At 57.5% G+C, this 19439-nt stretch carries 17 protein-coding genes and 1 riboswitch; of the genes, 6 read left to right on the top strand and 11 right to left on the bottom strand.

Annotated features, from left to right (window positions below; translation table 11 throughout):
• Positions 1 to 9 precede the first annotated feature (9 nt).
• The 4 genes from E0L16_RS04595 to plsY form a co-directional block, all read right to left on the bottom strand.
• Positions 10 to 312, bottom strand: coding sequence for an urease subunit gamma (locus E0L16_RS04595; RefSeq protein WP_063438602.1), 303 nt, complete (start codon positions 310 to 312; stop codon positions 10 to 12).
• 10 nt (positions 313 to 322) lie between these two features.
• A complete protein-coding gene (locus tag E0L16_RS04590; protein ID WP_131636413.1) occupies positions 323 to 1150 on the bottom strand; it encodes an urease accessory protein UreD in 828 nt (275 codons plus the stop codon).
• A 248-nt stretch (positions 1151 to 1398) separates the two neighbouring features.
• A complete protein-coding gene (locus tag E0L16_RS04585; protein ID WP_063451133.1) occupies positions 1399 to 2865 on the bottom strand; it encodes an MFS transporter in 1467 nt (488 codons plus the stop codon).
• Between the two features lie 92 nt (positions 2866 to 2957).
• Positions 2958 to 3572, bottom strand: a complete 615-nt coding sequence (gene plsY, locus E0L16_RS04580) for a glycerol-3-phosphate 1-O-acyltransferase PlsY (protein ID WP_022649440.1) — start codon at positions 3570 to 3572, stop codon at positions 2958 to 2960.
• Positions 3573 to 3679: 107 nt separating this feature from the next.
• On the opposite strand from plsY, the gene folB reads away from it, so the two are divergent.
• Entirely contained in the window at positions 3680 to 4048 is a 369-nt protein-coding gene (folB, locus tag E0L16_RS04575) for a bifunctional dihydroneopterin aldolase/7,8-dihydroneopterin epimerase (RefSeq protein ID WP_063451134.1), read from the top strand.
• A 106-nt stretch (positions 4049 to 4154) separates the two neighbouring features.
• Positions 4155 to 4976, top strand: a complete 822-nt coding sequence (bacA, locus tag E0L16_RS04570) for an undecaprenyl-diphosphate phosphatase (protein WP_063867696.1) — start codon at positions 4155 to 4157, stop codon at positions 4974 to 4976.
• 13 nt (positions 4977 to 4989) lie between these two features.
• Here bacA and E0L16_RS04565 read toward each other — a convergent pair whose 3' ends face one another.
• Together E0L16_RS04565 and E0L16_RS04560 are read right to left on the bottom strand one after the other, a co-directional pair.
• On the bottom strand, positions 4990 to 6231 hold the full coding sequence (locus tag E0L16_RS04565; protein WP_063867698.1) for a multifunctional CCA addition/repair protein: 1242 nt from the start codon (positions 6229 to 6231) through the stop codon (positions 4990 to 4992).
• A 61-nt stretch (positions 6232 to 6292) separates the two neighbouring features.
• A complete protein-coding gene (locus tag E0L16_RS04560; protein ID WP_001303390.1) occupies positions 6293 to 6913 on the bottom strand; it encodes a TIGR04211 family SH3 domain-containing protein in 621 nt (206 codons plus the stop codon).
• A 237-nt stretch (positions 6914 to 7150) separates the two neighbouring features.
• On the opposite strand from E0L16_RS04560, the gene E0L16_RS04555 reads away from it, so the two are divergent.
• The 3 genes from E0L16_RS04555 to hldE are packed head-to-tail and all read left to right on the top strand — an operon-like array spanning position 7151 to position 12800.
• The gene (locus tag E0L16_RS04555; RefSeq protein ID WP_131636412.1) at positions 7151 to 8452 is read left to right on the top strand and encodes a CYTH domain-containing protein; all 1302 of its coding nucleotides are present in this window, start codon (positions 7151 to 7153) and stop codon (positions 8450 to 8452) included.
• Between the two features lie 21 nt (positions 8453 to 8473).
• A complete protein-coding gene (gene glnE, locus E0L16_RS04550; protein ID WP_131636411.1) occupies positions 8474 to 11329 on the top strand; it encodes a bifunctional [glutamate--ammonia ligase]-adenylyl-L-tyrosine phosphorylase/[glutamate--ammonia-ligase] adenylyltransferase in 2856 nt (951 codons plus the stop codon).
• Between the two features lie 40 nt (positions 11330 to 11369).
• Positions 11370 to 12800, top strand: a complete 1431-nt coding sequence (gene hldE / locus E0L16_RS04545; protein ID WP_063867704.1) for a bifunctional D-glycero-beta-D-manno-heptose-7-phosphate kinase/D-glycero-beta-D-manno-heptose 1-phosphate adenylyltransferase HldE — start codon at positions 11370 to 11372, stop codon at positions 12798 to 12800.
• Between the two features lie 116 nt (positions 12801 to 12916).
• Here the strand turns inward: hldE and ubiK are convergent, their stop codons facing one another.
• Positions 12917 to 13213, bottom strand: coding sequence for a ubiquinone biosynthesis accessory factor UbiK (gene ubiK, locus E0L16_RS04540; RefSeq protein ID WP_063451141.1), 297 nt, complete (start codon positions 13211 to 13213; stop codon positions 12917 to 12919).
• Positions 13214 to 13333: 120 nt separating this feature from the next.
• Positions 13334 to 13484: riboswitch (FMN riboswitch) on the top strand.
• A gap of 105 nt (positions 13485 to 13589) precedes the next feature.
• Between ubiK and ribB the strand changes: the two genes are divergently transcribed.
• Positions 13590 to 14243, top strand: a complete 654-nt coding sequence (gene ribB / locus E0L16_RS04535) for a 3,4-dihydroxy-2-butanone-4-phosphate synthase (protein WP_063451142.1) — start codon at positions 13590 to 13592, stop codon at positions 14241 to 14243.
• Between the two features lie 44 nt (positions 14244 to 14287).
• On the opposite strand, the gene E0L16_RS04530 is transcribed toward ribB, so the two are convergent.
• From E0L16_RS04530 to E0L16_RS04515, 4 genes are all read right to left on the bottom strand, one after another.
• Entirely contained in the window at positions 14288 to 15346 is a 1059-nt protein-coding gene (locus tag E0L16_RS04530) for a type 1 fimbrial protein (protein ID WP_131636410.1), read from the bottom strand.
• Entirely contained in the window at positions 15330 to 16091 is a 762-nt protein-coding gene (locus E0L16_RS04525) for a fimbrial biogenesis chaperone (protein ID WP_112792137.1), read from the bottom strand. The genes E0L16_RS04530 and E0L16_RS04525 overlap by 17 nt, the downstream gene beginning before the upstream one ends.
• A 9-nt stretch (positions 16092 to 16100) precedes the next feature.
• Positions 16101 to 18548, bottom strand: coding sequence for a fimbria/pilus outer membrane usher protein (locus tag E0L16_RS04520; RefSeq protein ID WP_207388500.1), 2448 nt, complete (start codon positions 18546 to 18548; stop codon positions 16101 to 16103).
• Between the two features lie 75 nt (positions 18549 to 18623).
• The gene (locus E0L16_RS04515) at positions 18624 to 19184 is read right to left on the bottom strand and encodes a fimbrial protein (RefSeq protein ID WP_063867712.1); all 561 of its coding nucleotides are present in this window, start codon (positions 19182 to 19184) and stop codon (positions 18624 to 18626) included.
• Positions 19185 to 19439 lie beyond the last annotated feature (255 nt).

The following is a 19439-nucleotide window of genomic DNA, read 5'->3' as shown; positions in this document are numbered from 1 at the left end:
ACGCGCTCCTTACACGATCGGGTTGTGGACGGTGACGAGCTTGGATCCGTCCGGGAAGGTGGCTTCCACCTGAATATCCGGGATCATCTCCGGTACGCCCTCCATCACCTGATCGCGCGTCAGGACGTGGCGGCCCGCCTCCATCAGCGTGGCGACGGTTTCGCCGTCGCGTGCGCCTTCCATGATGAAGGCGCTGATCAGCGCGACCGATTCCGGGTAATTGAGCTTTACTCCGCGCGCAAGGCGACGTTCGGCAACCAGCGCGGCGGTGAACAGCAACAGCTTGTCTTTTTCTCTGGGGGTCAGTTCCATAGCGTTTCTCTTATGTCTGCCAGATACGCGGCGAGCAGGCGGTTTTGGGGGTTAACAGCGGGCGAAGCGACTGCCAGATATCGCGCATCATCCGCTGGCAAATCAGGTTGTCGTGGGAGAGAAAACGCACCGACAGCAGGCCGTCGGTGAGCGTTGCCCCGGCAACGTCTTCTGACGGGGTGAGCCGCTCGCGCACCGTGTCGAGATGTGCTTCCCGGGCCGGATAGAACAGCAGCGTGCCGACCCACGGATGGCCCGCGACGGGCGCGAGATCGCCTTCGCTGAGATGCTGGCGTTCAATCAGGCGCGGCTCGCCATCCACCCACACCTCAACGCGGCTTTCCAGCGTGCCGTGGCTGAAGGTTTCGTTTATCACCGGTCGGCCAAGGCAGTACAGCTCCCACGCCAGCAGCGTGCTGGTGGCGTGCAGGTGAAAGACGGAACGCAGCGCGGCGTGCGCACCGGGGAAAATAATGGTGTCCTGCGGCAGCCACTCCAGCGTGGCATCTTCATCGAGATAAAAATGCTGATTGAGAGAGGCCTGCGGACCGCTGCTGCGATAGAACTTACTGGCGCCGGGCATGGTGATAAGGGCATGGCTTTTGGCGTCGAGCCTCACAGAAATATCCAGCGTATCACCGCCCACAATCCCGCCTGGTGGGTGCAGCAGATAAAGGTGGCAGGTTTCCCCTTCGGGATAAAACGGACGCTGAACGGTGAGCGGCCCGACGTGACGCGCGGAACGGAGGAGGGTTTTCTCAGGGGTATAACAAAACTGGAGGGCCAGCGAGGCCTGCCAGCCTTTGTATGCATTATCAGTGACCTGAGTTGCTAACATGGTGCTTCCATTTCCGCACTATCGGGATACGTTTCAGTATGCCCTGGCGGAAATGAAGGCTGTCATATGAGTCGCTTATGGATAAAAAAACCGGCTCATGCGAGCCGATTTCAGACTGTTGCTAAAGTGCATTTTGTAAGTTTCGCCCGGCGGCGCTACACTTGCACGGCCTACAAGGGGATGCGCAATTTGTTGATATGGTGGTGTAATGTAGGCCGGGTAAGCGCAGCGCCACCCGGCAAGAAAGGCTAGCGATAATCCTCTGCATCCACATCATACCCCGACGGCTCCCAGCGGATCGCCAGCAGGGACGCCAGTCCGATAAACGGCGCCAGCGCAATCACCCAGAACACGGCGGTATCCAGCGAGGCGACCAGCAGCGGGAACAGGAACAGCGATAGCGTGGAACTGCTGCGCATCAGCGTCTGGTTTAAGCCGACGCCCACGCCGCGCAGGGAGGTTGGATAGCTCAGAGAGGCAAACGTCATGGTGTGCGCGCCGGGTCCAAAACCCTGACCAAACAGAAACAGCGCCAGCATCGCGACGGCGACCACGCCTTCCGTTGCTCCGTCAGGGCGGCCAATCAGCCCCAGCCCGAGCAGCGCCACAAGCTGGCAGGCGTAACCCGCCAGTGACATTCGCCACGCGCCGAAGCGCGGAACATAGCGCACCGCCAGCAGCCCACCGACAAACGCGAAAAGCAGATTAAGCGCGAGGGAGATCAGAATGGTGGTCAGCATCGACTGCACGAAGAAGCTGGAGATGATTACCGGCAGACCAAAGGCCACGGCGTTATAGGCGAACGAGGAGACAACCGACAGCAGCGTGGCGAGCGTGGTGCGCCGCAGATAGATACCACGGAACAGGTTCAGGTAGTTCGACCATTTAGCCTTATTGACCACCGGCGCGGGCTGGTCGAGCGCATCCTGCGGCACGTGGGCATTAATGTTGTACGACTGCCGTAAAATGGACGCCGCCTCTTTCAGGTTGCCCTGATTCGCCGCCCAGACCGGGGATTCGCTCATGTAGCGGCTGCGGATGGCGATAATCACCAGCGCGGGTACCGCGCCAAAGCCCAGTATCAGACGCCAGAGCCAGTCGCTGTGGCTTTCCGGCAGTACGGCGTAGAAAAAGAGAACCAGAAGGTAAGAGATGCTGATCGCCGCATACCAGGTAGGGCACCACATCGCGACGCTGGAGGCCTTATTCCCCGGGCCTTTCAGCCTGGCAAATTCACTGAGAAACGCCATCGCGACGGGAAGGTCGATCCCGACGCCAAGGCCCATCACAAAGCGCGCGCCCGCCAGCACATATTCATTCGGGGCCAGCGCGCAGGCGATAGCGGCGACAACAAAGAATACCATGTCGGCCATAAAGACGCGGTAGCGCCCGATTTTATCCGTGAGGTAACCGCCGAGCAGCGCCCCGACAATGGCGCCAAAGGTAATCGCCGAGGCCACCATGCCGGTACCGGCGGGCGTCAGGTTAAATTCGCGGGTGATGTCTTTGATACCAAAAGCCAGTGCACCCAGATCGTAGGCATCGAGGAAAATTCCCCCGAGCGCGATACCGACCACGATGCGGGCATTTGCCCGGCCCTGAGAGCCGTCGTTAACGAGACGTGAAACGTCCGAGGCGCTGCGTACCCACCTGATGTCGCCATCCGGGGTGTTTCCTGCCGTTGGAAGGGGAGTTGTGTCTGTGATTTCTGCCATTTTCTTTTTGTGTAGTGGTGTTGTGTACCTAACAGTTACCACAGGCAGAAGGTGACAAAAATCACATTTGGTTATAAGGCATAACGAACGGTTTACTGAGCGTCTTTCTTTTTACGCTTGAGCTTCGTCCAGATCTTGGTTTCCTGACGACGCCACAGGCGCTGAATGTTGTCATGATGACGCAGCAGGATCAGGCACGAGAGCATCGACACCGGGAAGGTAAACTGCGGTTTGAACCACCAGACATAGAACGGAGCGATCAGCGCGCTGACGATGGCGCCCAGCGACGAATAGCCGCTCAGCAGGATGGTCAGCAGCCAGGTGCCCGCCATCACGCCGGTGAGATCCCAGCCGATAGGCGCAATCGCACCAAACGCGGTGGCAACGCCTTTGCCGCCTTTAAAACCAAAGAAAACGGGCCAGATATGGCCGACGCAGGCGGCGATGGCAATCAGCCCCAGCCAGAATGGCGTGACGCCCAGCGCATACGCACCCCAGACGGGAAGCATTCCTTTCAGGACATCAAAAATCAAAACCGCTACGGCTGCTCCCTTGCCGCCAATTCGTAGTACATTGGTCGCCCCCGGATTCCCGGAACCACTTTCGCGTGGGTCGGGTAACCCCGCGATGCGGCAGACCAGAATGGCGCTGGAGATTGAGCCGCAAAGGTAGGCGAGGATGATCATTCCAGGCGCGATTGCACTCATAACGCTGTTCCGTTTTGAAAATGTATCTGTATTCTCAGCATCTGTGGATAATACGCATAATTCGCCGGAAGTGGTATCCGGTTTAGCCAAAAAGCAGGCAGGTCGTGATGGATATTGTATTTATAGAGCAACTTTCGGTAATCACCACAATTGGTGTTTACGACTGGGAACAGACCATCGAGCAGAAACTGGTGTTCGATATCGAAATGGGCTGGGATAACCGCAAGTCAGCAAAAAGCGACGATGTGAATGACTGTCTGAGCTACGCCGACATCAGTGAAGCGGTCATCGGCCACGTGGAAGGACAACGTTTTGCGCTGGTGGAACGCGTGGCGGAAGAGGTAGCGGAACTGCTGCTGAGCAAGTTTAACTCCCCGTGGGTGCGCATCAAGCTGAGCAAGCCGGGCGCGGTGGCGCGCGCCGCCAACGTGGGCGTCATCATCGAGCGTGGCACAAATCTGAAAGGAAAGATTTAACGTCATAATTGCTAAACCATTTTAGGTTATATCGGTCTTAACGCTGTATCTTTCACGGTTGTCCGCGTGGGACACCGTTTTTTTATATCTTTTTAGGGGTTTATAGATGAGCGATATGCACTCGCTGCTGGTGGCGGCAATACTGGGTGTGGTCGAAGGATTGACGGAATTTTTGCCGGTGTCCAGTACGGGCCATATGATTATCGTTGGCCATCTGTTGGGCTTTGAAGGCGATACCGCAAAGACGTTTGAGGTGGTGATTCAGCTGGGCTCTATCCTGGCGGTGGTCGTGATGTTCTGGCGTCGTCTGTTTGGTCTGATCGGCATCCATTTCGGGCGTTTGCCGCAGCGTGAAGGAGAGGGCAAAGGGCGCCTGACGCTGATTCATATCCTGCTCGGGATGATCCCGGCAGTGGTGCTGGGGCTGGTGTTCCACGACACCATTAAATCGCTCTTTAACCCGATTAACGTGATGTACGCGCTGGTCGTCGGCGGCTTCCTGCTGATTGCCGCAGAAGTGCTGAAGCCAAAAACCCCGCGTGCGGAAGGTCTGGACGATATGACCTATCGCCAGGCGTTTATCATTGGCTGCTTCCAGTGTCTGGCGCTGTGGCCTGGCTTCTCCCGTTCAGGAGCAACCATTTCCGGCGGGATGCTGATGGGCGTGAGCCGTTACGCCGCCTCTGAATTCTCATTCCTGCTGGCGGTGCCGATGATGATGGGCGCCACCGCGCTGGACCTCTACAAAAGCATCGGCTTCCTGACCGTGGGCGACATTCCGATGTTCGCCGTAGGCTTTATCACCGCCTTTATCGTGGCGCTGATTGCCATCAAAACCTTCCTGCAACTGATTAAGCGTATCTCGTTTATTCCGTTCGCGATCTACCGCTTTATCGTCGCGGCTGCCGTGTACGTGGTCTTCTTCTGATGACCAACCGCCCTCAGTCTTTCGGCTGAGGGCAACGTTTTTCCTTCCACGCCGCTACCGCATCAATCCGCCGTTTCGTCAGCTCTTCGCGGATCGCCGGGCCTTTAAACCCAGCCTCCACCACCTCTTTCGTTGGCACCGCTTTTGCGACTTCCCACGCTTCGCGCAGCAAACGCCCCTGCGGGTAATCGGATGCTTCAAACCCGGTGCGGCCGCGCACGTCCGCTTCGCTGGTCAGCGCAATCTGCTCCACGCGCTGCGGCTTGCGCCAGGCGTCGATATTGTCGAACAGCTTAACGATAGTGGCGGGTTTGAGGATCGGGAAAGTGTGGATCAGGTCGTGAAATTCAGCGACCAGCTTTGCCAGGTCGCGAATGTCATTCGGCACGCGCAGGCGCTGGCACAGCCCGTCAACCAGCTTCACCCCTGCCGGGCCATGTCCGTGATGACGCGGCCAGAGCGCTTTAGGCGTTAATCCTTTACCGAGATCGTGACACAGGGTAGAGAAACGCACGTCCACCTCAGGGCTGAGCATGGCAGCCATGCTCAGCGTCATCAGGGTGTGAATGCCGGTATCAATTTCCGGGTGCCATTTCGCCGGGGCGGGCACGCCAAACAGCGCGTCTATTTCCGGGAACAGCACCTTCAGCGCCCCGCAGTCGCGCAGAACCTGGAAAAAGACCTGCGGGTTGCGGGTGGTCAGGGCGTTTTCGGTCTCTTTCCAGACGCGTTCTGGCGTCAGGTGTTCCAGCTCGCCCGCCTCGGTCATGGCCGTCATCAGCGCCATCGTCTCGTCGGCGATACGGAAGCTGAGATGGGCATAACGGGCGGCAAAACGCGCCACGCGCAGCACGCGAAGCGGATCTTCAGAAAAGGCGGGGGAAATATGACGTAAAAGACGGTCGCGCAGATCGTTCTGCCCGCCGTAGGCGTCGATGATATGGCCTTTTTCGTCCTGAGCCAGGGCGTTAATGGTGAGATCGCGGCGAAGCAGATCCTGCTCCAGCGTCACATCCGGTGCGGCGTAACAGGTGAAGCCGGTATAACCGGAACCGGATTTCCGTTCGGTACGCGCCAGGGCGTACTCTTCCCGGCTTTGCGGATGGAGGAACACGGGAAAATCGCGGCCTACCTGCTGGTAGCCCGCGTCAATCATCGCTTCAGGCGTGGCGCCAACCACGACCCAGTCTTTATCTTTGACCGGCAGACCTAACAACGCATCACGTACCGCACCACCGACCAGATAACTCTTCACGCCTTACACTCCCGTTTTCTCTTTTCGCAAGATGATACGTAAGTGTGGCAGAGAAGACGAGTTAGTTCATCCAGCGGTCTTTACGTTTGCGGCTTGGGATGAGGTGAGGAAGCACCAGGCCCAGCACCAGGCCGACGCCCAGCACGCCGCCGCCATACATAAACCACTGCATGATGATGGTACGCTGTTTATCATCCAGCTGAAGATTAGCGGCGTTCACTTTCTTCTGCGCGACGATCAGCTCGTTTTTCAGCTTCTGGTTTTCGTCTTTCAGACCGGCGATCACGCTGTCGCTTTGCGCGACTTTCTGCTGCATCTCTGCGGTGCGCTGGTTCCAGGTGCCGTCAATGTTGTTCAGCTTATCGGTCAGGGTTTTCACCTGATTTTCCAGATCCGGCACGCGGGTGCGCAGGCTTGGCACCGTGCTCAGCTCTTTCAGTGGGATCCACGAGGTGCGGCCGGAGCTGTCACGAACCTGACCATAATTGGTGTCTGCGTTAGTTTGCAGCAGAGTCACTTCCTCGCCGGCATTTACCGTACCCACGAGGCGATAATTGTCTCCAGGGCCGCTGCGTACCCAGGTGTTCAGTTCATCAGAAACGTAACGTTTCTCTTCAGCGTGGACCGCCGTTGCGGCGCTAAAAGCGAGTAAAGTAAGTCCAATCAGGCGTAATTTAAGCATATCAGTCGTTATTTTCATAAAAAGTGGAACGATAGTAGTGGTATCAGTGTCGCTACGCAAAGGATTCATCATCAATCGGAATCATCTGTGTCATGATTTCCACCGCTTTAAACTTTTACGCCCGTCAAATTGCTCATTGCGTGGCAATTTGGCGCAAAATACTATGTACTGACAAACAAATGGCGAGGAAGTTCGCCTTCATCGACGCGTCTGTGACGCACGCAAAAGTACAAGGCTATGGCACAAGAGATTGAATTAAAGTTTATCGTCGAAAAAGACAGCGCTGACGCGCTCCGCCAGCATCTGAACACGCTGTCCGGCGAGCACCATGAACCCGTACAGCTGCTCAACATCTATTACGAAACGCCGGACAACTGGCTGCGCAAACACGATATGGGCCTGCGCATCCGCGGGGCGAACGGGCGTTACGAGATGACGATGAAAATCGCCGGTCGCGTGGTCGGCGGTTTGCACCAGCGTCCGGAATACAATATCGACATCAGTAAGCCAGAACTTGAGCTGGATCGTTTTCCGGCGGAAGTCTGGCCTGAAGGGACGCTGCCCGCAACGCTGTCGGCAGAGGCAAAACCGCTGTTCAGCACCGATTTCTGGCGCGAGAAATGGCTGGTGACGGAAGGCAAGAGCCGCATTGAAATCGCGTTTGATCGGGGTGAGATTAAGGCGGGTGAAGAGCAGGAGCCGATCTGCGAGCTGGAACTTGAACTGCTTGAAGGCGAGGCGAGCGATGTGCTGAAGCTGGCCCGCAAGCTGGTGAACCAGCCAGGCCTGCGTCAGGGCAGCCTGAGTAAAGCGGCGCGCGGCTATCACCTGGCCGCCGGGAATGCGCCGCGCGTGCTGCGGGAAACCCCGATTCTGCGCGTAGTGCCGAAAGCCAGCGTTGAGCAGGGCATGGAGGCGGCGCTGGAGCTGGCGCTCTCTCAGTGGCAGTACCACGAAGAACTGTGGGCGCGTAACGTGAAAAACGCCAAAAAACAGGTGCTTGCTGCCATGGGGCTGGTGCGTCATACCCTGGCGCTGTTCGGCGGTATCGTCCCGCGTAAAGCGAGCGCTCACTTACGTGATTTGCTCACCCAAACCGAAACGCTGATGCTTTCCGACGTGTCGGCGCAAACGGCAATCTACAGCCCGCAAAACGCCAGCGCGAAACTGGCGCTGACCGAGTTTCTCGTGATCCGCGGCTGGCGCACCTTCCTGGATGCGAAAGGCCAGACCAAAATCGCGGAGAACTTCAAACGCTTCGCGGATATCCATCTTTCCCGTCACGCCGCCGAGCTGAGAACCACCTTTGCGCATCCGCTGGGCGACCAGTATGGCGACCAGCTTCCCCGTCTGGCGCGTAACATCGACTGCATGTTGCTGCTGTCCGGTGCGTATGAGGGCGTGAAGGCGCAGGCCTGGCTGGAGAACTGGCAGGGGCTTCAGCATGCCATCGAGACCCGTCAGCAGATTGAGATCGAGCATTTCCGCAACGAGGCCATTTCGCAGGATCCGTACTGGCTGCACAGCGGAAAACGTTAATTCTGGCAAGGAACCCCTGATATGCCGCTTTCTTCGCAGTTACAGCAGCACTGGCAGACCGTTTGCGAACGTCTGCCAGAGTCGTTACCCGCGTCATCGTTAAGCGAGCAGGCGAAAAGCGTGCTCACGTTCAGTGATTTTGTGCAGGAGAGCATCAGCGTCAACCCGGACTGGCTGGCAGAGCTGGAAAGCGCGCCGCCGCAGGCTGACGAGTGGCGGCATTATGCTGGCTGGCTGCAAACCGCGCTGGAAGGGGTAGCGGATGAAGCCACGCTGATGCGCGTTCTGCGCCAGTTCCGCCGCCGGGTGATGGTACGCATTGCCTGGGCGCAGGCGCTGGCGTTGGTGAGCGAAGAGAGCATCTTGCAGCAGCTGAGCGAGCTGGCGCAGACGCTGATTGTTGCCGCGCGGGACTGGCTCTACGCCGCCTGCTGTAAGGAGTGGGGCACGCCGTGCAGCGAAGACGGGGTTCCGCAGCCGCTGTTGATTCTGGGGATGGGCAAGCTGGGCGGCTGCGAGCTGAACTTCTCCTCGGACATTGACCTGATTTTTGCCTGGCCGGAGAACGGCTCCACGCGCGGCGGTCGTCGCGAGCTGGATAACGCCCAGTTCTTTACCCGCCTGGGCCAGCGGCTGATTAAGGCGCTGGATCAGCCCACGCAGGACGGTTTTGTCTACCGCGTGGACATGCGCCTGCGTCCGTTTGGCGACAGCGGTCCGCTGGTACTGAGCTTTGCTGCGCTTGAGGATTATTACCAGGAGCAGGGACGCGACTGGGAGCGTTACGCGATGGTCAAAGCGCGAATCATGGGCGACGGCGAAGACGCCTACGCCAACGAGCTGCGCGCCATGCTGCGCCCGTTCGTTTTCCGCCGCTACATCGACTTCAGCGTGATCCAGTCCCTGCGCAATATGAAAGGGATGATCGCCCGCGAGGTGCGCCGGCGCGGCCTGAAGGACAACATCAAGCTCGGCGCGGGCGGTATACGTGAAATCGAATTTATCGTGCAGGTCTTCCAGCTGATTCGCGGCGGGCGTGAGCCCTCGTTGCAGTCCCGCTCGCTGCTGCCGACGCTGAGCGCAATCGATCGGCTGCATCTTCTGCCGGAAGGCGACGCGCAAACGCTGCGGGAGGCCTATCTCTTCCTGCGTCGTCTGGAAAATCTGCTGCAAAGCATTAACGACGAACAGACCCAGACGCTGCCCGGCGACGAGCTGAACCGGGCGCGTCTGGCCTGGGGCATGCGGGTGGATGACTGGGCGGCGCTGACGGCACGGCTGGAAGCCCATATGGCAGGCGTGCGCCGCATCTTTAACGATCTGATTGGTGACGACGAAAGTGAATCGCAGGACGATGCGCTCTCCGAGCACTGGCGCGAACTGTGGCAGGACGCGCTCCAGGAAGATGACACCACGCCGGTGCTGGCGCACTTAAGCGACGACGCCCGCCATCGCGTGGTGGCGTTGATTGCCGATTTCCGCCTTGAGCTGAACAAGCGCGCCATTGGCCCGCGCGGTCGGCAGGTGCTGGATCATCTGATGCCGCATCTGCTGAGCGACGTCTGCTCCCGCGAGGATGCGCCGGTGCCGCTGTCGCGCATGATGCCGCTGCTGAGCGGGATCGTCACGCGTACCACCTACCTGGAACTGCTGAGCGAGTTTCCCGGCGCGCTGAAGCACCTGATTTCCCTCTGCGCCGCCTCGCCGATGGTCGCCAACAAGCTGGCGCGTTATCCGTTGCTGCTGGACGAACTGCTCGATCCGAATACGCTCTATCAGCCGACGGCGACGGACGCCTACCGCGACGAGCTGCGCCAGTATCTGCTGCGCGTGCCGGAAGAGGACGAAGAGCAGCAGCTTGAGGCGCTGCGTCAGTTTAAGCAGGCGCAGATGCTGCGCGTGGCGGCGGCGGATATCGCCGGTACGCTGCCGGTAATGAAAGTGAGCGATCACTTAACCTGGCTGGCGGAGGCGATCATCGACGCGGTAGTCCACCAGGCGTGGGTGCAGATGGTGGCCCGCTACGGCCAGCCGACGCACCTTGCCGACCGCGAAGGCCGTGGTTTTGCGGTGGTGGGTTACGGCAAGCTGGGCGGCTGGGAGCTCGGCTACAGCTCCGATCTGGATCTGATTTTCCTGCACGACTGCCCGGTTGACGTGATGACCGACGGCGAACGTGAAATCGACGGGCGGCAGTTCTACCTGCGCCTGGCCCAGCGCATCATGCACCTGTTCAGCACCCGCACTTCGTCGGGCATTCTGTACGAGGTGGACGCGCGTCTGCGCCCGTCCGGCGCGGCAGGCATGCTGGTCACCTCGACGGACGCTTTTGCTGACTATCAGAAGAACGAAGCCTGGACGTGGGAACATCAGGCGCTGGTGCGCGCCCGCGTGGTGTACGGCGATCCGCAGCTCAAAACGCAGTTCGATGCGATCCGCAAGTCAGTCATGACGACCCCGCGTGAGGGCAGCACCCTGCAAACAGAAGTGCGCGAAATGCGTGAGAAAATGCGCGCGCATTTGGGCAACAAACATCGGGATCGCTTTGATATCAAAGCCGACGAGGGCGGAATTACCGATATTGAGTTCATCACCCAGTATCTGGTGCTGCTGCACGCGCACGACAAGCCGAAGCTGACCCGCTGGTCCGATAACGTGCGCATTCTGGAACTGCTGGCACAGAACGACATCATGGACGGGCAGGAGGCGCAGGCCTTAACCCGCGCCTACACCACGCTGCGTGATGAGCTGCACCACCTGGCGTTGCAAGAACAGCCGGGCCATGTGGCGCTGGACTGTTTCACCGATGAACGCGCGCAGGTGACCACAAGCTGGCAGAAGTGGCTGGTGGAACCGTGCGTATCAAAACAAGTGTGATATTATCGCGCGCAAATTGTGAATCTTTCTGGAGTCAGGAATGAAAGTAACACTGCCAGAGTTTGAACGTGCTGGAGTTATGGTTGTCGGTGATGTGATGCTGGATCGCTACTGGTATGGGCCGACCAGCCGTATCTCTCCGGAAGCGCCGGTGCCGGTGGTTAAGGTCGACACCATTGAAGAGCGTCCAGGCGGCGCGGCAAACGTGGCGATGAACATCGCCTCGCTGGGCGCGCATTCGCGTCTGGTGGGCCTGACCGGCATTGACGATGCGGCGCGTGCGCTGAGTCAGTCGCTGGCGGACGTGAACGTGAAGTGCGACTTCGTTTCTGTTCCGACACACCCAACCATCACCAAGCTGCGCGTGCTGTCGCGTAACCAGCAGCTGATCCGCCTCGATTTTGAAGAAGGGTTCGAAGGCGTTGATCCTGAGCCGCTGCACGAGCGCATCAGCCAGGCGCTGGGCAATATCGGCGCGCTGGTGCTGTCGGATTATGCCAAAGGTGCGCTGGCGAGCGTGCAGACCATGATCCAGCTGGCGCGTAAAGCCAGCGTACCGGTGCTGATCGACCCGAAAGGCACCGATTTTGAGCGCTATCGCGGCGCAACCCTGCTAACGCCAAACCTTTCTGAGTTCGAAGCGGTGGCGGGCAAGTGCAAAACGGAAGAAGAGCTGGTTGAGCGCGGCATGAAAATCATCGCTGATTTCGAGCTGTCTGCGCTGCTGGTCACCCGTTCCGAACAGGGGATGACGCTGCTGCAACCGGGCAAGGCACCGCTGCATATGCCAACCCAGGCGCAGGAAGTTTACGACGTGACCGGTGCCGGTGATACGGTGATTGGCGTGCTGGCGGCGACGCTGGCGGCGGGTAACTCCCTGGAAGAGGCGTGCTACTTCGCGAACGCCGCGGCGGGCGTGGTCGTCGGTAAACTCGGGACCTCCACCGTTTCGCCAATCGAGCTGGAAAACGCGGTGCGCGGGCGTGCGGATACCGGCTTTGGCGTCATGACCGAAGACGAGCTGAAGGTGGCCGTTGCCGCCGCGCGTAAACGCGGTGAAAAAGTGGTGATGACTAACGGCGTGTTCGACATCCTGCACGCAGGTCATGTTTCGTATCTGGCGAACGCGCGCAAGCTGGGCGATCGCCTGATTGTGGCGGTCAACAGCGATGCGTCGACCAAACGTCTGAAAGGCGAAACGCGCCCGGTGAACCCGCTGGAGCAGCGCATGATCGTGCTCGGCGCGCTGGAAGCGGTGGACTGGGTGGTGTCGTTTGAAGAAGATACCCCGCAGCGCCTGATTGCCGGGATCCTGCCTGACCTGCTGGTGAAGGGCGGCGATTACAAGCCAGAGCAAATTGCGGGTAGCGAAGAGGTCTGGGCGAATGGCGGTGAAGTGATGGTGCTCAACTTTGAGGACGGGTGCTCAACCACCAACATCATCAGGAAGATCCAGAAAGACAGTCAGTAAAAAAACGGGCCAGTTGGCCCGTTTTTTTATGTCGGGTGGCGGCTGCGCCTTACCCGACCTACGCGATCATCCAGGCCCGGTAAGGCAGAGCCGCCACCGGGCACAACAGGCCGCACTTACTCCTGGTCATCCACCGGCGGAATGGCCGGAGCCGGCTTCACTTCTTCCGGCGCATTACGGTTTTCCAGATCGCTCAGACGCTGTTCCAGCAGCGCCAGCTTCTCGCGGGTGCGCAGCAGAACCTGAGTCTGCACGTCAAACTCTTCGCGGCTGACTAAATCAAGGCGAACCAACTGTGCCTGCAACGTCTGGCGGATTTTCTTCTCAACGTCATCACCAAACTCACGAATGCCTTTCGGCATGGACTCATGAACCTGACGCGCGATCTGCTCAATTTTCTTTGGGTCAATCATTGTCGTTTCCCTTGATGAAAAGGTGTTAGTGCCTATTGTAGCGCGTCATGCCGCGGGTTAAACAAAATTGTTTGAAGCTTATGCATTGCCCAGGGTAATCAATAGCGTTATAGTTATCTCGCTTATTCTCAGGGCGGGGCGAAATTCCCCACCGGCGGTAAATCAGCTTAGCGCTGAAAGCCCGCGAGCGCTTTGGGTGAATTCTCAAAGGTCAGCAGATCCGGTGTAATTCCGGGGCCGACGGTTAGAGTCCGGATGGGAGAGAGTAACGATCAAGTCGGGCGAGGCCCGCTCACGTTATTTTTTTGCCGCTTGTACGGCGCTCCTAAGACTGCCCTGATTCTGGTAACCATAAAGTTAATGAGGTTTTTTTACCATGAATCAGACGCTACTTTCCTCTTTTGGCACTTCAACTCAACGTGTTGAACATGCACTGGACGCACTGCGCGAAGGCCGCGGCGTGATGGTGCTGGACAACGAAAATCGTGAAAACGAAGGCGACATGATTTTTGCCGCCGAAAACATGACCGTTGAGCAGATGGCGCTGACCATTCGTCACGGCAGCGGCATCGTATGTCTGTGTATTACCGAAGACCGCCGCCAGCAGCTTGAGCTGCCGATGATGGTTGAAAACAACACCAGCGCCTTCGGGACCGGTTTTACCGTGACCATTGAAGCGGCGCATGGCGTAACCACTGGCGTGTCGGCGGCTGACCGCCTGACTACCGTCCGTGCAGCCATTGCCGATGGCGCGAAACCTTCCGATCTGCACCGTCCTGGCCACGTCTTCCCGCTGCGTGCGCAGCCGGGCGGCGTGCTGACCCGTGGTGGTCATACCGAAGCGACCATCGATCTGGTGACGCTGGCTGGTTTCAAGCCTGCGGGCGTCCTGTGCGAGCTGACCAACGATGACGGCACCATGGCGCGCGCGCCGGAGTGCATCACCTTTGCCCGTCTGCACAACATGCCGGTGGTGACGATTGACGATCTGGTGGAGTACCGCCAGGCGCACGAGCGTAAGGCCAGCTGAACGCGCTGACGTGAAAAAGCCGGGGAAACCCGGCTTTTTTGTTGCTAGTGGTAGTTAATTTTGAACAGTACCACGGTTTCAAACGGCCCGGACCGGATCGCTTTTCCCTCCACCGGTGACAGCTCTGCGGTGTAGTTTTGCTCATACTGCAACGTGCTGCCCGTAAAATCCGCATACTCTTTATACTGGTTAAACGTATAGGGCTCCGTCCCGTTCAGAATACGCAGCTTTAAGCCGTTGCCAATCAGCAGCGCGGTATCGTCCGCGGTGAGCGTGTCGGTAGTGTAAAACGACGAATCCATCTTAAAACCGTCGGAGCACTGGGCGTCCTGAACCTTCGTGGTCCTGACCGAAAAGGTCCGCTTGCGCGTTTGCTGGTTCACAATGTCGCGGGCGCTAAAGGTGCCGAAATCAATTTCCTGGTTTTCCGGGAAAATGCTGAAGGTTGCCCCGCAGTCCAGTACCGTAATGTTTTGCAGACCGTTGATGTGGTACTTAAGGTTCTTCGCGTCAACCATCTGGTTCACCCCGCCCTTGCCGTCAAACTGCACCACGATGTAATCGCTCAGCGAGCTGACGTAGCCGTGGGGCGGGACGGCCTTGATTTTGACGAACAGACGCAGGCGGGCGATAAACGTGCGCGAGGTGTGGATATCGTCCGGGTTACCGGAGCAGATGCGGTTTTCCCAGCCCATCTGGCGTATCTGTGAAGGGGTGTAGATCGTGATGTTGTTGTTATCCAGGCACTGATGCGTATCAACGCCGTTGGACTGGCCTGTCGCATCGTAATCCATTCCTTCATACGTGACGCCGAGCTCATAGTAAGGATCGGTTGCGGAGGGGTACGGGTTGACCCAGGCATACACATCTTCTGGCTCAAACCCGCTGGTGACGTTGTGATCGCACGTCACCGGAATTTTAATGTCGTTCGATTCCCAGATTTTTTGCCCAACCTGCGCGTTGCTGGGGATAGCAAAAGGCGAGATCGTTTTTGTCTCCTCGACGGGCCCGCCCGAGCCGCCCAGATAGCAGTTAAGCGCCAGCGCCTCTTTCAGCGGTAAAAACGCCAGCAGAAGCAGCATGAGGTTAATGAGCTTTCGCATCAGGGCTGACCTTCCGTTCGGTGAGCTTGCAGTAAGCCGTTCCCGCGCATTGCGCATCCACTTTCCTGAGCGCGCCGTAATCGTCGATATACCCGATGCTGTAATAGCTGCCGTGATAATCCCCGGTGGAGGTGGTTTCCGTGGCAAAAGGCGCAATCATCAGGCTGTCAAAGCCCGGCAGCATGGTTTTGGCGTTTTTGCTCAGCCACGCCAGCGTAATGTAGTAGGGCGTCGGGTTATGCACCGTCAGGCCTTTCGCGCTGGCGGTAATTTCCATCCGCATTTCCGTCATCTCCCCCGGTTTTTTGGCGATCGCCTTTGGACGCCAGAACAGTTTGATTCGGCTCTGCATCGCCACCTGCATCACGCTGCGCTCCTCGCTTGCGCTGCTGCTTTTAGGCGGCACTTCGCGCAGGTTGAAGTAAAACAGGGACTCCCGGTCTTTAGGCAGCTGACCGGTCGCGGCTTGTTTCACAATTCTCACCTGGGATGAGGAGCCCGCCTCAATGCGCTGAATGGGCGGAAGCGCCATAAAGTGCGCGTCTTCTTTGCGCCCTTTTTCATCTTCAATCCAGGAAAGCGCCAGGTAAGGCAGCGCCTTACTCTGGTTGTCCACTTTCAGGCTGCTGGCCTTATCGCTTTCGGGAAAGACAATGCGCGTGCGGTCCAGGTTAATGGCGGCGTGAGTCGTAAATGCTGCGCTGAAGAGCATCAGACACAGGCTTTTAAGCGGGGTTAATTTCATCATGATTTCTTACTGACAAGGCAGTATCAGCTGCATACTGTTTTCTAAGTGAGAAGGTAGCGAGAAGCGACACTGCTGACTGTCGCCCCACGTCACCCGAAACTGTTGTTCTGGCTCAACCGCGCCCAGCCAGACGTGGCCTTCATCGGCGACCATCCCAACCTGCAAATCGCTCTCCTTAAGTCGAACGATCGCCCCCAGCGGCGGCGTGCCTGACGGCGTTCGTAAAATGCCCGCGATGTCCTTACCCGCCCGCGTGGCAATCTGACGGTATCCAATGGCGCCTTCGGTCCAGGTGGAGGTGACGACGCGGTTGTCCACATCCACGCCATCCGGGAGATTGTTCATATTGACCTGCACGCTGGAGGGCGTATAGCTGGAGAATGACGGCAAAACGCCAATGCCAAAGCGGTTGGTCTCATCCCGCGACATGTTCAGCGGGATACTGCCCACGCCGTCGGTGCTTACCATCACGCGCGGCTCATTGCCGTAGCTGCGTCGATGCAGGGCGGCACCTTTCGCCGTTGAGGTGAACGATCCGTTCCAGCTTGCGCTGAGGGATGTGTATTCATCGGCCTTATAGCTGCCGGAAAGGTTCAGATCGCCAAAAGTCGAATAATGCTGATAATTTCCGCTGACCTGCGCGCCGGCGTCCGGCTTTTCACTTTCCGCACCTGCGGAAACGCCCCAGGTGTTATTGCGGTCCGAGGTGTCATACCACGACACGTTATGGCTGAGCGTGTCGCTGTTGCGCAGGTCATAGTTCAGGCGATGGTCAGGATCGAGCGGTACGCTGAGCGAGAGGTAAAACTGGGTGTCGTCGTTCTCGTCTTCATCTTCGTAATGCGTTTTACTCCAGGACACGCTCACGCCCAGGTTTTTCCAGCGGCCCACGTCAAAGTTGTAGCCCGCCGTGACGCTGCCCGTTGTGGAGGGCGCGTCGTTCCACCAGGTCTGGCGCAGCATGTTCACATACAGATTCAGCGATAGTGCCGAAATATACTGGCTTGCCGTGACGCTGAGCGTCTGTTTTTCGGTCTGGTGGTCACTGTCTTCATAGTCAAGATAACGGGCGTAGCTCAAAAACTGCGGGTCCGAGTAGCGATAGCTGGCAAGCGTGAGCTGGCTGCCGGTCGTATCGAAACGCTTACTGTAGTTAACGCGGTAGCTGTAGCCTGTCTGGCTGCTTTGGCCGGGTAGCTGGCTGGTGGACTGCGTAACGTCAAACGAGAGCGCGCCGAGGTACGCCATGTTCTGGCCTATCCCGGCGGCAACGGAGCGATAATGGTCGCCATCAGCCAGCGTGCCGCCGTACAGGGAAGTTTGTGACAGTACGCCCCAGGAAAACTCGCCGCTCATGAAGCCGTTATCTTCAACATCGTGAGAGGCGTCCTTGCGCGCCTTCCCGGCCGCGAGCTTGTAGCGTAGCTGGTCCTTGCGCGTTAAGAAGGGGACGGATTCGGCAGAAACCTGGAAAGTGCTTACGCGTCCGTCCTCTTCCGTCACCTTAACGTCCAGCGTACCCTGAACCGACTGGTTTAGATCCTGAATAACAAAGGGGCCAGGCGGCACTTTACTCTGGTAAATTACGCGGTCGGCAAGGCTAACGGTCACCGTGGCGTTGGTCTGGGCAATGCCGGTAATTTGCGGAGCATAGCCGCGCAACGACCACGGCAGCATGCGCTCGTCGCTGATCAGCGAGGCGCCGGTGTAGGTGAAGGCGTCGAAAATCGCGGACTGGAAATCCGTTTCCCCGAGCGTCAGCTTTGCGCCGAGCGAGGGCAGGGGGCGGAACATATAGACGCGAGAAAAACGGCCGTCGTGCTCCGAGCCCGCTTCGGTATGGCTTTGCGTGTACTGGAAATCACTGCGCAGCCGCCACGCCCCCATGTTCGCACCGGCAGTGCCGTAGGTGTTGGCGTTGTCATTGCTGCTGCCGCTATCGGGCTGATAATGGCTGGCGAAAAGATTGTAATCCAGCAGCACGCCCGGTACGCCGTTATCCCAGGTGGCCGGGGGCATCCAGTCGGCTGCGCGATACTGCAACCACGCCTGAGGGATCGTCACTTTCAGCGTCTGGCTGGCCTGCTCAAAGTTGAATTTGATGTCTGGCCTGGCGGTGAAGTCAACGCATCCCTCTTTTTCCGGTAACGCCTGACGAACGTTATCCTGCAACGCAAACGTATCGGCCAGCTCGGGAGGGATACAGACCTGAACCGTATCGTTTATTTCCCGCCAGCTTAGCTGCCAGCCGTTGGCCAGCGGAATATCATTAATTGAAACCGTGACGAAATAACGCCCCGGGATAACGGATATTTGATCTTTAAAAAGCGACAAATCAACGCCGCCGCGCTGATCTTTATCGATGGCATTAATGTTGAATTCGGTGGCAGAGGCGACTTTCGTCATTAATAGGGACGTAATGATGAGTAACCATTGTAATTTATATGTCATCATCCTGTTACTCGAAGAATAATATTTCGTGCCGACTGGCATAAAATGCCAGTCGGTTTATACCGTGATGCAACGTTTTTATTTGTACATCAGGACATAGTTAGCGGTAGCTTCCACCTGGCCTGCTGTCGCGGTTTTACCTGCCGCGACTTCCATAAGCGCTTTAAAATGCAGCGTCTGCGTGGTTGAACCTGGCAGCAGGTCAATCTCGTTAGCTTGTCCCAGCGTAATATTAGACTCCGCGTTATCCATCAAACGCACACCCACGTTCTGAGCACCGCTGGCATAGGTGTTGCTCATCAGGCTGGTATCCGTCGCGTCCGTTGCTGCGCTGGTGAAGGTGACATCGACTTTGGTAATTGGCGTGTCGGTCTCGTCTGCCGGATCGTCAAGCTGGCAGTTTTCCAGATTAATATCGACCGGAACAGGCGTTGATTTTTTGTTGGCATTGATAACGGCGGTGGTGACTTCACCCAGGTCAACTTCTTTATCAACGCTGTCTGGTGCAATGCTGCACGGCGCATCGATGACCACACCTTTGAATTTGATTTTGCCTGAACCCTGTTCTTCAGCAAAAGCAGAACCCGAAACAATGGCAGCCATCGCAACCGCTAACAGTACTTTTTTACCCATATACATGAAAATATCCTTTTTCAATTGAATTCATAATCTGAATATTAATTTTCAGAATACTCGCAAAGTATAACGGGATGAGGGAGGTGTTTGCGATTAATGAGACTTAAAGATATTTTTAGATGAGGTTAATATATAATTTATTACTATCGTAACCGGTTAATATTTCATGCAGCAGCGGCTTTTTAAGCGCAATTTAATTGGGAAATATTGCGCTTAAAAATATCCATAAAAATTCTTGATTTTCCAATTGTAAATACA

The organism is Enterobacter quasihormaechei (genome assembly GCF_004331385.1).
In the GTDB taxonomy this organism is placed as follows: Bacteria; Pseudomonadota; Gammaproteobacteria; order Enterobacterales; family Enterobacteriaceae; genus Enterobacter; species Enterobacter quasihormaechei.
The sequence above is the reverse complement of the archived record's forward strand: the minus strand, read 5'-3'. Positions and strand labels throughout refer to the sequence as shown.

What these genes read in the sequence shown, in the direction of transcription:
- E0L16_RS04595 (WP_063438602.1), bottom strand. Translation starts at nt 312, where the DNA reads ATGGAACTGACCCCCAGAGAAAAAGACAAGCTGTTGCTGTTCACCGCC.
- E0L16_RS04590 (WP_131636413.1), bottom strand. Translation starts at nt 1,150, where the DNA reads ATGTTAGCAACTCAGGTCACTGATAATGCATACAAAGGCTGGCAGGCC.
- E0L16_RS04585 (WP_063451133.1), bottom strand. Translation starts at nt 2,865, where the DNA reads ATGGCAGAAATCACAGACACAACTCCCCTTCCAACGGCAGGAAACACC.
- plsY (WP_022649440.1), bottom strand. Translation starts at nt 3,572, where the DNA reads ATGAGTGCAATCGCGCCTGGAATGATCATCCTCGCCTACCTTTGCGGC.
- folB (WP_063451134.1), top strand. Translation starts at nt 3,680, where the DNA reads ATGGATATTGTATTTATAGAGCAACTTTCGGTAATCACCACAATTGGT.
- bacA (WP_063867696.1), top strand. Translation starts at nt 4,155, where the DNA reads ATGAGCGATATGCACTCGCTGCTGGTGGCGGCAATACTGGGTGTGGTC.
- E0L16_RS04560 (WP_001303390.1), bottom strand. Translation starts at nt 6,913, where the DNA reads ATGCTTAAATTACGCCTGATTGGACTTACTTTACTCGCTTTTAGCGCC.
- E0L16_RS04555 (WP_131636412.1), top strand. Translation starts at nt 7,151, where the DNA reads ATGGCACAAGAGATTGAATTAAAGTTTATCGTCGAAAAAGACAGCGCT.
- glnE (WP_131636411.1), top strand. Translation starts at nt 8,474, where the DNA reads ATGCCGCTTTCTTCGCAGTTACAGCAGCACTGGCAGACCGTTTGCGAA.
- hldE (WP_063867704.1), top strand. Translation starts at nt 11,370, where the DNA reads ATGAAAGTAACACTGCCAGAGTTTGAACGTGCTGGAGTTATGGTTGTC.
- ubiK (WP_063451141.1), bottom strand. Translation starts at nt 13,213, where the DNA reads ATGATTGACCCAAAGAAAATTGAGCAGATCGCGCGTCAGGTTCATGAG.
- ribB (WP_063451142.1), top strand. Translation starts at nt 13,590, where the DNA reads ATGAATCAGACGCTACTTTCCTCTTTTGGCACTTCAACTCAACGTGTT.
- E0L16_RS04530 (WP_131636410.1), bottom strand. Translation starts at nt 15,346, where the DNA reads ATGCGAAAGCTCATTAACCTCATGCTGCTTCTGCTGGCGTTTTTACCG.
- E0L16_RS04525 (WP_112792137.1), bottom strand. Translation starts at nt 16,091, where the DNA reads ATGAAATTAACCCCGCTTAAAAGCCTGTGTCTGATGCTCTTCAGCGCA.
- E0L16_RS04520 (WP_207388500.1), bottom strand. Translation starts at nt 18,548, where the DNA reads ATGATGACATATAAATTACAATGGTTACTCATCATTACGTCCCTATTA.
- E0L16_RS04515 (WP_063867712.1), bottom strand. Translation starts at nt 19,184, where the DNA reads ATGTATATGGGTAAAAAAGTACTGTTAGCGGTTGCGATGGCTGCCATT.